Here is a 12,437-nt window from a genome sequence, read left to right on the forward strand (position 1 = left end):
GGGCCCGTCCCGCGCGCAGGCCACCGCCTCGCCCGACACGGCCGCACACCCGCTGCTCGGCGGCCGGATCGAGTTGGCGGATCCGCGAGGGCAGTGGTTCGCGCAGGTGTTGGAGGCTCGGCGGCCGTGGTTCGTGGAGCAGCATCAGCTCGTCGGTACGGCGGTCCTGCCGGCCGCCGCGATGCTGGAGTGGGCGGTCGCGGGCGTCCGGGCCGCATCCCGGGGCGAGGCGGCCGCGGGTGTGACCCTGGAGGGCGTCAGCTTCAACGAGTTCCTGCACTTCGGGGCGGACGCCCCCGTCAAGGTCCAGGCTCTGGTCGAGCCGGACGGGGACGGATACCGTGTGCGCTGTTTCGGGCAGCCCGACGAGCCTGCGGACGGCGGCGGATCCCGGACCTGGGCGGAGCATCTGACGGTCTCCCGAGCCACGCCCCTCGGCACGGCCGGAGCCGTCCGGCCGGAGCGGCGGACGGTAGCGCTGGACGATCTGCGCAAGCGGATGCAGACCGCGGACATCACCGGGTTGTACGAGCGGCTGCACGCGATCGGCGTCGAGTACGGCCCCGCGTTCAAGGGGCTCAAGGAGCTGCTGCGCGACGCGGCGGAGGACGAGGCGCTCGCCCTGGTCGAGGTCGAGGCCGCCCGGGGTGACGGGGAGGACGTCTACACCCTGCATCCGGTGGTGCTGGACGCGTGTTTCCACGTGGTGGCCGCGTTCACGGAGGGCGAGGAGGTGCTGCGGCTTCCCGTGGGTGTGGACCAGGTCTCGGTGCACGGCCGGCTGCCCTCGACGGTGTGGTGTCACGCGCGCTGGCACGGGGTCGGGTCGGGCGGCGAGTGTTCGCTGGATCTGGATCTGCTGTCCGCGTCGGGTGAGGTGCTGGTGACCGTGACGGGGTTGCGGTTCCGTACGGTCTCCGCGGAGGCGCTGCGCGCGATGGCCGTCACCCGTCCGCGTCAGTACGAGGTCGAGTGGGTGCCCTGGTCGCCGCCGGAGCTGTCGGCGCGGCCCGCTGACTCCGGTGGCGTGTGGCTCGTCCTGGCGGCCGATCCGGACGGCTCCGGTGCCTGGCAGGGTCGTCTGGCCCCGGTGGGTGACGAGGACGGTGCCAAGGCGGCGGACGCGGATGCGGATGCCGTGTCCGATGCCGCTCTGCGCATCGCGCCGGACTCGGTCCCGGAGGGTGAGCTGGAGCGGTTCTTCGGGGACCGTCTGACCCGGGCGCTGGAGTCGGCCGGTGCGGGGTCGGACGGGTCGGCTCCCCGGCTCGCGGGGCTCCTCCTGGACGCCGTACCCGCCGCGCCGTCCGGCCGCCGCGAGGACGGCTCACACCTCACCGGCACGGACGCCACCGCGGATCCCGGGCTCGACGCCCTCTACCGCGTGGCCCGCCACTCCTTCCTCCTCCTCAAGCACTTCCTCAACGCCCATGCCGAGCACCGGCCGCAGGTCGTCGTCCGCTCGGTGGGGGCGGCGTACGTCCCCGCCGGGCCGGGGGCGCCCGTGCCGGCGCAGTCCGTGCTGACCGGTGTCGCCAAGGCAGTGATCTCCGACTACCCGGACCTGAAGTGCGTCCAGGTCGATGTCGATGCGGACGGGCCGGTGCCGTCGCCGCAGGAGGCCTGGCGGTGCGCGGAGTCGTTCGCGGGGTCCGGGCATCTCGCGCAGCGCGCCGGCCGCTGGTATGAGGCGCGGCTGGCGGAGCGTGAGCTGTCGGGCGGGCGGCAGCCGGTCGTCGTGCGGCCGGATGCCACGTATGTGGTCACCGGTGGTCTGGGCGGTATCGGGCTGGAGGTGGCACGGTGGCTGGCGTTGCAAGGCGCCCGGTCCCTTGTGCTGACGGGTCGTCGTGTTCCGGAGGACGAGGGGGCGGTGCCGCCTCAGGTGGCGGCACTGCGTGCGGCCGGGGTGCGGGTGGAGCTGCGGCGTGCGGATGTGGCGCGGCGCGGTGATGTCGCGGAGCTGCTGGCGTTCGTGCGGCGGGAGCTGCCGCCGCTGCGCGGTGTCGTGCACCTGGCCGGTGTGACGGACGACGCGGTTCTGGGCCGGCTGGACTGGTCGCGGGTCCGGCGGGTGCTGGATCCGAAGGTCCGCGGTGCCTGGTACCTGGACCGGGAGTGTGCGGCGGAGGGCCGGGAGCTGGACTTCTTCGTTCTGTTCTCGTCACTGACGTCGATCACGGGTGCGGCCGGTCAGGGCGCGTATGTCATGGCCAACTCGGTTCTGGACGCGTTCGCCGCGCATCGCCGGCGGCGGGGGCTGGCCGCGCTGAGCGTGGGCTGGGGTGCCTGGGCCGAGGTGGGCATGGCGGCGCGGGACGGGGCGCTGGAGGGTCTGGCCGCCTCGGGGGTGGACGCGATGCCGCCGCGGCAGGCGTTCGGGGCCTTCGCGCGGCTGGCCGTGGACGGGGCGGCGCCCGGCGGCGCGGCCGCTGGTGCGGCCCTGAGCGGTGCGGGTGGCTCGGGGCATGTGGGTCTGGCCCGGGTGGACTGGCATCGCTATGCGGCGGTGGTCGCGCGCTCGGTGCCGTACACACTGCTGGATTCGGTGCGGCCGGACGGCGGGGGCGGCGGCGTGGCCCGTGGGCCGGCGTGGTCGGTGGACGAGCTGGCAGCGCTGGCGGCCACGGAGCCGGAGCGGGCGCGTGAGCTGGTGCTGGGTGAGCTGCTGGGGATCGTCGCGCTGCTGCTGGGGATCGGTGAGCGGCAGCGCGAGGAGCTGGCCCCGTCGTTCGCCGGGACACGGCTCAATGTGCTGGGGCTGGACTCGCTGACGACGGTGCGGCTGCGCAGTCGGCTGCTGAGCGACTATTCGGCGGATGTGCCGGCGGATGTGCTGTTCTCCGGGACGGGCGGGGATGTCGCCGGGTTCGTGTGCCGTCAGCTCGCGTTGCGCAGTGTCCTGGCCTCGGACGAGGACGACGCGGCGGACTCCGACGAGACCGAGGTGCTGACGCTGTGAGATTCGGCTTTCCCCGCCCGGACCGTGATGTCGGAAGAGAGGTTCCGCAGTGAGCACAGAGAGCAGCACGTGGGGTTCGCCGGTTTCGTCGCTGCTGGCGGAACTGGCGGACCGGGACGTCAAGTTGAGGCTTGTCGACGGTGAGCGGCTGGAGGTGAAGGCCCCGCGGGGCAGTCTGACGGCCGAGCTGCGGGAGCGGCTGGCCCGGCACAAGGCGGAGATCGTCGACTGGTTGGCGCGCTCCGAGCGGGGGCCGGGCGCGGGCGGTGGGGAGTTGCCGGTCGTTCGGCATGATCCGGACCGGCTGTACGAGCCGTTCACGCCGTCGGATCTTCAGCAGTCGTTCCTCATGGGCAGCCGTGAGGGGTTCGAGTTCTATGTGCGGCCGCACCAGTACGGGGAGTTCGAGTTCGACGAGCTGGATGTGGACCGTTTCCGGGTGGCGTTCAACCGGGCGCTGCACCGCCAGCGCAAGAACCTGGTGGTGGCCGGGGAGGACATGCTGCTGCGGACGGTGCGGGACCCGGCGCCGGTGGAGTTCACCGTGTCGGATCTGCGGGGTCTGCCCGTCGAGGAGGCCGAGCGGCGGATGCTGCGGACCCGGGAGTCGATGTGCCGGCAGGAGCCGCCGCACGACCGGTGGCCGTGGCTGGCGCCGCACCTGAGTCTGTACGGCGGGGGCCGGGCGCGGTTCCACTACAACAACAACAATCTCTTCGCCGACGCGCCGAGCGCGTTCCGGCTGCTGAGTGACGCGCTGCACTACTACCACCGGCCGCAGGAGGAGCTGGCGGAGCTGGAGGTGGCGTTCCGGGACTGTGTGCTGGCGCTGGCGGAGCTGGAGGAGTCGCCGCTGGGGCAGGCGTCGAAGAAGTACTGGTGCGACCGGATGGCCCAGTGGCCCGGCGCTCCGGAACTGCCTTTGGTGGGCGGGGCCGAGCGGCAGGGGCGGTCGATGCTGTCGCGGCGCGAAGTGCTGCTGGAGCCGGGTGTGCGAAAGGCGTTGCGGGCCAGGGCGGACGCGCGGGGCCTGACGCTGACGAATGTGCTGCTCGGTGCGCATGCGGAGGTCATCGCCCGGTGGAGCGGCTCGCGGCACTTTCTGCTGAACAACATGATCACGCACCGGGTGCCGATCCATCCGCAGATGCGGGAGATCCTCGGCAACTTCGCGGCGCTGTATCCGCTGGAGGTCGACTGGCGGCATGCGGAGGGCTTCGAGGACCGGGTGCGGCGGCTGCAGGCGCGGGTGCTGGCGGACACGGAGCACACGTACTGGAGCGGCAGCAAGGTGTTGCAGCGGCTGAACCAGGTGCGGCGTACGCCGGGCAGTGCGGTGCTGCCGTTCGCGGTGGGCAGCGCGCTGTTCGTGGGGCCCGCCGATCCGCCGCGGTACAGCCTTCTGGAGACGCCGCAGACGCTGCTGGACACGGAGTTCTGGGAGCTGCGCGATGGGCGGCTGTGGGTGATCTGGGATGTCATCGAGTCGATGTTCCCGCCCGGTCTGATCGACGCGATGCTGGAGGCCTACGGCTCGCTGGTGACCCGGCTGGCGGAGGACGAGTCCGCCTGGCGGGCGCGGGACTTCGAGCTGCTGCCGGCGGCGCAGCGGGAGCGGCGTGCGCGGATCAACGACGAGGCGCTGGCGGCCGCGCCGGAGCCGCCGGCGCGGCTGCTGGGCGAGTTGCTGCCGCGGCGTGCCGCCGTCGCGCCGGACGCGCCGGCGGTGGCCGGTGCGGACGGGGCGCTGACCTACGGCGCGCTGGAGGCGTACGCGCTGCGGGTCGCGGCCCGGCTGGTGGCGTGCGGGTCGGGTGCGGGTGACCTGGTGGCGGTGGCCTTGCCGAAAGGCCCGGACCAGGTCGCGGCCGTCCACGGGGTGCTGGCGGCGGGGGCCGCGTATGTGCCGGTGGATCCCGACTGGCCCGAGGAGCGGGTGCGTTACGTCCTGGAGGACACCGGGGCGGTGGCGGTCGTCACGTCGGCCGCCGTGCGGGAGCGGCTCGCTGCGGCCGCCGGGGTGCCGCTGGTGACGGTCGAGGACTGCCGCAGCGGTGAGGGGCTGTCGCGGAGCGGCGCCCGGCAGAAGCCCACGGACCTGGCATATGTGATCTACACGTCCGGGTCGACGGGCCGTCCGAAGGGCGCGATGCTCGACCACGGCGGGCCGCTGAACACGATCGCGGAGATCAACCGCCGGTTCGGGATCTCGGCGTCGGACGTGGTGTTCGGGGTGTCGTCGCTGTGCTTCGACCTGTCGGTGTACGACGTGTTCGGTGCGGCGGCCGCGGGGGCGACGCTGGTGCTGCCGGCCGCGGCGCAGACGGACCCGGCGTCGTGGGTCGAGACGGTGCGCTCGGCGGGTGTCACGGTGTGGAACTCGGTGCCCGCGGTGATGCAGTTGTTCGCGGAGGAGGCGGCCGCGGCCGGGGTGCGGCTGCCGTCGCTGCGGACCGTGCTGCTGAGCGGCGACTGGATTCCGGTGGACCTGCCGGAACGCATCCGCCGGATCGCGCCGAACGCGCGGGTGGTGAGCCTGGGCGGCGCGACGGAGGCGTCGATCTGGTCGATCTGCTTCCCGGTGGACGAGCAGGACCCGGCGTGGACGAGCATCCCGTACGGCCGTCCGCTGGCGGGTCAGAGCTGGCATGTGCTGGACCCGAGCGGGCGGGACGCGCCGGTGTGGGTACCGGGTGATCTGTACATCGGCGGCCGTGGGCTGGCGCTCGGCTACTGGGGGGACGAGGAGCGCACGAACGCGGCGTTCGTGCGCCATCCGCGGACCGGTGAGCGGCTGTACCGCACCGGGGACCGGGGGCGGTATCTGCCGGACGGGGACATCGAGTTCCTCGGCCGCAGCGACTTCCAGGTCAAGGTCCAGGGGTTCCGGGTGGAGCTGGGCGAGATCGAGCACGCGCTGCTGGACTGCCCGGGGGTCGGCAAGGCCGTGGTGGTGGCGGCCGACGCGGGCTCCGGACGGCAACTGGTGGCGTTCGTCGTACGCGACGGGGAGGGCGACGGCCGCGACGAGGAGGCGTTCGTGCGGGACGTGCTCGCCGAGGTGGCGCGCCGGGTCCCCCGGTACATGGTGCCGGGCCGGGTCGCCGTGCTGGAGGCGCTGCCGCTGACCGGCAACGGCAAGCTGGACCGGCGGGCGCTGGAGGCGATGAGCCGGCCCCGGGACGAGGGGACGCGGGCCCGGGTTCCGGCGCGCAACGAGCTGGAGGCACTGCTGACGGACGTGTGGGAGTCGGTGCTCGGGGTCGGCCCGATCGGGGTGCACGACGACTTCTTCGACCTGGGCGGGCAGTCGTTCGCGGCGCTGCGCGTGCTGCGGCTGGTCGCCGAGCGGACCGGTCACCGGGTGCCGCTGGGCCTGCTGCTGGAGTGCCGGACGATCGCCGCTCTGGCGCAGAGCCTGCAGGAGGTGCGGGGCCGGTGGTCGCCGCTGGTGACGCTGCGCGAGGCCGGGCCGGGGTCCGGCGGGAGTCGCACGCCGCTGTTCCTGGTGCATCCGGCGGGCGGGAACGTCGTGTGCTACCGGGAGCTGGCGGGGCTGCTGGAACGCCCGGTGCACGCCTTCCAGGCGCCGGGGCCGGCGACCGGTCAGGAGCCGCTGGGGACGGTGGGCGAGCTGGCCGGACTCTACGTGGACGCGCTGCGCGCGGTGCAGCCGGCCGGGCCGTATCTGCTGGGCGGCTGGTCCTCGGGCGCGGTGATCGCCTTCGAGGCGGCGCGGCTGCTGGAGGAGAGCGGCGAGCCGGTCGAACGGCTCCTGGTGCTGGACTCGCCCGCTCCGTCGCTGACGCGGGAGGTGGACGAGGCGCAGCTGCTGGTGTGGTTCCTGGAGGACCTCGGCATCGGGCTGCGGCCGGAGCACGCGCCGCTGGAGGAGGTGCGCCGACTGGACGGCATGCGCGACGGCGACCGGCTGGCGCGGACGCTGGCCCTCGCCCGTGAGCGAGGCCTGCCCGATCCCGGAACCCGGTTCGAGCCCGGGGACCTGGCGCCGGCGCTCGCCGTGTTCCGCGGCGTGGTGGTGGCCTGCAACAGCTACGAGGCCAAGGGGATCGACGCCCCGATCACGGTGCTGCGTGCCCAGCTGGGCCAGGTCGGCGAGTTCGCCGGCCACCCGGGCGCGGCGGCACCGGACTGGGGCTGGTCGGCCCTGACCCGGGCGGGCGTGCGGGCGGAGTCCGTGGCCGCCTCGCACCACACGCTCCTCACCGACCCGGCCGCGCTGGCCGCCGTCGTGCACGCCGTCGAACAGCCCTGAGGCCTCGCCGGACGATCCCCTGCGAGACGACCTTCACACTTACCTAGGAGATTTCAGATGGCACAGGAACTCCTGTCCGAGCTGCACCGCAGGGGCATCAAGCTGCGCCTCGCGGGTGAGCGGCTGGACATCGTCGCTCCGGCCGGCACGCTCACCGACGAGCTGCGCGAGCGCCTGAAGCGGAGCCGGGACGATCTGATCGCACTGCTGCGCCGCAACGACACGGCCGGCCAGGGGCCGGGGGTGACGCCGCGCCCGCAGGACCGGCACGAGCCGTTCCCGCTCACCGACATCCAGCACGCCTACTGGGTGGGCCGTGGCTCGGCGCTCGACCTGGGCGGGGTCTCCACGTACCTGTACTTCGAACTGGAGCGCACCGGCCTGGAGATGGACCGGCTGAACGCCGCCCTGAACCGGGTCGTGGAGCGGCACGACATGCTGCGGGCCGTGATCCAGCCGGACGGCCGGCAGCGGATCCTGCGCGAGGTGCCGCCGTACGAGATCGCCGTGACGGATCTGCGGGGCCGCCGCGAGGACGAGCAGCGGGCCGGGGTGGAGGAGGTCCGGCGGGCCATGGACCACCAGGTGCTGCCCACCGACCGCGCCCCGATGTTCGACATCCGCGCCTGTCTGCTGGGCGGTGGTCGCACCCGCCTGCACATCGGCATCGACGTGATGATCCTGGACGGGCTGAGCCTGTTCGTGCTGTTCGACGAGTGGCGGCGGTTCTACGAGGACCCGCAGTGGCGTCCGGGGCCGCTGTCGCTGTCGTACCGGGACTACGTGCTGCACGAGGAGGCGGCCCGCGAGGGCACCCGCTACCAGCGGGACGAGGCGTACTGGCTGGAGCGTCTGGACTCGCTGCCGGCCGCGCCGGAGCTGCCGCTGGCGGTGCAGCCCGGTCAGCTGGAGCGCACCGAGTTCAGGCGGCGGGCGAGCCGGCTGGACCGGGAGAGCTGGGGCGTGCTGAAGGAGACGGCGCGGCAGCGCGGGCTGACGCCGTCGGCGGTGCTGATGACCGCGTTCTGCGACACGCTGCGAATGTGGGCGGCGCAGCCGGACTTCACGCTGAACCTGACGCTGTTCAACCGCCCGGCGGTGCACCCCGAGATCGACTCCGTCATCGGGGACTTCACGACGCTGACCATGCTGGAGACCCGCGCAAGCTCCGGTTCCTCGTTCGCCGAACGGGTGGAGGCGCTGCAGGGGCAGCTCATGCGGGACCTGGAGCACTCCTCGTACAACGGTGTGCGGGTGCTGCGGGAACGTGCGCGGCGGCTCGGCGGCGGTCCCTCCGCGGCGATGCCGGTGGTGTTCACCAGCGCCCTGGTGCTGGGTTCGCCGGACGCTGACCCGGCGGACGGCATCCGGTTCTTCGGGGAGCGGGTACACGGCCTGACGCAGACGCCCCAGGTGTGGCTGGACCACCAGACCTCGGAGGAGCGGGGCGAGCTGCTGTTCAACTGGGACGCGGTCGAGGCGCTGTTCCCCGACGGGCTGCTGGACGACATGTTCGACGTGTACTGCCGGGCCCTGGAGCGGCTGGCCGGGGAGCCGGGGGCGTGGGACGCGGCCGGGTCGCCGGCGGCGCTGCCCGAGTGGCAGGCCGAGGAGCGGCGCCGCGTCAACGACACGGTGACCGAGCTGCCCGCCACCGACAGCCTGTGCGGGCTGGTCGAGGAGCGGGCCCGGCGCAGCCCGGACGCCGTCGCGGTGATTGGCGACGACGGGGAGCTGACCTACCGTGAGACGGTGGAGCGCGCCCGCCGCCTGGCCCGGCGGCTGACGGCGCTGGGCGCCGCCCGGGACTGTCTGATCGCGGTCGTCCTGCCCAAGGGGTGTGCGCAGGTCTGCGCGGTCCTCGGGGTGCAGGAGGCGGGCGCCGCCTATCTGCCGATCGAACCGCAGTGGCCGCGCGCCCGGCGCGAGCAGCTGCTCGCCGAGAGCGGTGCGCGCCTGGTGGTGACGTCGCCGGCGCTGCGCGAGGAGTTTCAGGGGCTCGACGGGGTCCGTGTGGTCACCCTGGAGGACCCGGAGGTGACGGAGGCGAGCGCGGAGCCGCTGGAGTCCGGGCCGTCGCCGGACGATCTGGCGTACGTCATCTACACGTCGGGCTCCACGGGGCGGCCCAAGGGCGTGGCGATCGACCACCGGTCGGCCGTGAACACGGTCCTGGACGTCAACCAGCGCTTCCAGGTGGGGCCGGGCGACCGGGTGCTGGCGATCTCCTCGCTGAGCTTCGACCTGTCGGTGTACGACATCTTCGGGCTGCTGGCCGCGGGCGGCACCGTCGTCCTGCCGTCGCCGGGCCGCGCGACAGAGCCCGCGCACTGGACGGAGCTGGTGGAACGGCACGGTGTGACGGTGTGGAACTCGGTGCCCGCGCTGATGCAGGCCTGGGTGGACTCCGCCGGCGACCCCGCCGACCGGTCCGGCACCAGGGTGCGGCTGGTGCTGCTGAGCGGCGACTGGATCCCGGTGCAGCTGCCCGACGCCGTGCGCGCCCGGCACCCCAAGGCCGAGGTCATCAGCCTCGGCGGCGCCACGGAGGCCGCCATCTGGTCGGTGTACTACCCCATCGGCGAGGTACCGGCCGACTGGACGCGCATCCCGTACGGAAAGCCGCTGGCCAACCAGACCCTCCAGGTGTACGACGTCGGCCTGGAGCCCTGCCCGGTGTGGGCCACGGGCGAGATCTTCATCGGCGGCACCGGCGTGGCACGCGGCTACTGGGGCGACCCGGAGCGCACCGCGGAGCGGTTCGTGATCCATCCGCGCACCGGGGAGCGGCTGTACCGCACCGGGGACCTGGGCCGCTATCTCCCCGGTGGGGACATCGAGTTCCTCGGCCGCAGCGACTTCCAGGTCAAGGTCAACGGCTACCGGATCGAGCTGGGTGAGATCGCCTCGGTGCTGCGCAGGCAGCCGGGCGTGGCCGACGCGGTCGCCGGTGTGGACACCAGCCCGAAGACCGGCCACCGGCAGCTCGTGGCCCATGTGGTGCCTGCGGCGGCCGGGGGCGCCGCTCCCGCCCGGCAGGACACGAGCGCGCTCTGGGACGCGGCCGTAGCGGCCTGCCGGTCCCGGATGGAGCGGGGTGTCGTGGACCTGGCGCCCCGGCTCGCCGAGTACCGGCGGATGCTGGAGACCCTGGAGGAGATCTGTCCGCCGCTGATGGCCCGCACGTTCGCCCGGCTGGGCGTGTTCGGCGCCGCCGGTGAGACGGTGTCCGCCGCCGACGTCGTCGAACGGTGCGGGATCCGGCCGGCCTACCGCGGGCTCCTGGAACGCTGGCTGCGCGTCCTGGTGGAGGAGGGCGTCCTGCGGGCCGGTACCGCGCCGGGCACGTTCACGAGCGCGGCTCCGCTGGATCCCGCGGAGTGGGACGCGCGGGTGCGCCGGATGCTCGAGGCCGCCGAGTTCTCCGGCACCGAAGCCGTCCTGTCCGGCTACTTCACCGCGTGCGCCGAGCACCAGGTGGAGATGCTGCGCGGCAGCACCAGCCCTCTCAAGCTGCTCCTGACGGACACCGGCCACACGGTCACGAACGCCCTGTACGCGGACAACGCGGTGTCGGTCCTGTCCAACACCGCCCTCGCGGAGGCCGTCCGCGCCTACGCCGACGGCCGGGGTGACGACACCCGTCCGGTGCGCGTCCTGGAGGTCGGCGCGGGCACCGGGGCGACATCCGCCGAGGTCCTCACGGTGCTGGCCGGGAAGCCCGTCCGGTACCTGTTCACGGACGTCTCGACCTACTTCACCAAGCGGGCCGAGGAACGCTTCCGGCAGCACACAGGCGTCGAGTACGGCACGTACGACATCGACGGGGAGCCGGGGCCGCAGGGCATCGAGACCGGGTCCGTCGACGTCGTGGTCGCGGCCAACGTGCTGCACGACGCCAAGGACGCGGCGTGGACCCTCACCCGGCTGCGGTCGGTCCTGTCCCCCGGCGGACTGCTCGTCCTGCTGGAGGGAACCCTCAACTCCCGTCAGCAGACGGTGACGGTCGGACTCATCGAGGGCCTTGCCCAGGACCGTGTGGAGCGGCGGCTGCCACTGCTGTCCGTCGAGGAGTGGCGCCAGCACCTGGAGGACGCCGGGTTCACCCGGTTCGAGGCGGTGCCCGGCGCCGGCGCCGGCATCGACTTCCACGGCCAGCAGGTCCTCATCGGACAGGCCCCGGACAGCGGCAGCGGCCGGCCCGAGCCGGAGGAACTGCGCAGGCGCCTGGAGGAGCTACTGCCCGGCTACATGGTGCCGCGGCACATCATGGTGATCGGCCGGCTGCCGCTCACCGCCAACGGCAAGGTGGACCGCTCGGCCCTGCCCTCACCGTGGGACGAGGCCGCCGAGAGCGCGCACACCACGCCGCGCACCGAGGCCGAGCGGACCGTCTTCGAGATCTGGAGCGCGGCACTGGGCCACAGCGACTTCGGGGTCACGGACGACTTCTTCGACCTCGGCGGCGACTCACTGCACGCGGTGACGATTCTCGGCCGGCTCCAGGAGGAGTTCGACCTCGGCGACACTGACGACAACGGCCTGGACCTGCTCTTCGACAACCCGACGATCGCAGAGTTGTGCGCCGCCCTCACGGAGAACGGGCAGGACTGAACCGCCCGGAACGGCGAAGGGGCGCGGCCCGGGATACGGGCCGCGCCCCTTCGCCGTTCCGCCTCGGTCCGTCAGGAGATGCCGAGTTCGTTGCTGATGAAGTCCAACATCTCGCTGTCGCTGGCCGATTCAAGGTGTTCCACGGTCTCGTCGGCCGTTGACCCACGGCGTGCGCAGAGCGTCAGCAGCTCGTTCAGCCGGGCCGCGACCACGTCGCGTGCCGTGTCGTCCAGCTCCTCCCGGGCCAGCAGCGCCCGCAGCCCGTCGAGGCGGGTCAGCATCCGGGCGACCGCCTCGCCCTCACCGGCCGACGCGCCAAACTGGGAGCGTACGTAAGCGATGACCGCGTCGGGCGTGGGGTGGTCGAAGGTCAGGGACGTGGGCAGCCGCAGCCCCGTCGCCGTACACATCCGGCGGTGGAACTCCACCGCCGCCAGCGAGTCGAACCCCAGCTCCTTGAAACTCCGCGACCGCTCCACGGCCCGCGGATCCTCGACTCCGACGACCGCCGCCACCTGCGCCCGCACCAAGGCCGGCACCGCCTCCGGGGTCACGGCGAGTGATTCCTCGACGGAGTCGTCCTCG

At 73.2% G+C, this 12,437-nt stretch carries 4 protein-coding genes; 3 read left to right on the plus strand and 1 reads right to left on the minus strand.

The annotated features are described in order from the left end of the window. From ACFW47_RS35050 to ACFW47_RS35060, 3 genes are all read left to right on the plus strand, one after another. The coding region (locus ACFW47_RS35050; RefSeq protein ID WP_386308274.1) for a type I polyketide synthase at positions 1-2,962 on the plus strand (2,962 nt) is incomplete at its 5' end. 49 nt (positions 2,963-3,011) lie between these two features. Next, positions 3,012-7,238: an amino acid adenylation domain-containing protein gene (locus tag ACFW47_RS35055; protein ID WP_386308275.1), complete on the plus strand. Its 4,227-nt coding sequence runs from the start codon at positions 3,012-3,014 to the stop codon at positions 7,236-7,238. A 57-nt stretch (positions 7,239-7,295) separates the two neighbouring features. After that, positions 7,296-11,852, plus strand: coding sequence for an amino acid adenylation domain-containing protein (locus ACFW47_RS35060; RefSeq protein ID WP_386308276.1), 4,557 nt, complete (start codon positions 7,296-7,298; stop codon positions 11,850-11,852). Between the two features lie 71 nt (positions 11,853-11,923). On the opposite strand, the gene ACFW47_RS35065 is transcribed toward ACFW47_RS35060, so the two are convergent. After that, positions 11,924-12,437, minus strand: a 514-nt coding sequence (locus ACFW47_RS35065) for a phosphopantetheine-binding protein (protein ID WP_386289064.1), incomplete at its 5' end; no start/stop codon positions are given.

It is taken from the genome of Streptomyces sp. NPDC058796 (genome assembly GCF_042745235.1).
GTDB lineage: Bacteria > Actinomycetota > Actinomycetes > Streptomycetales > Streptomycetaceae > Streptomyces.

Coding starts and splice junctions, on each gene's coding strand:
- ACFW47_RS35060 (WP_386308276.1), top strand. CDS start 7,296: ATGGCACAGGAACTCCTGTCCGAGCTGCACCGCAGGGGCATCAAGCTG.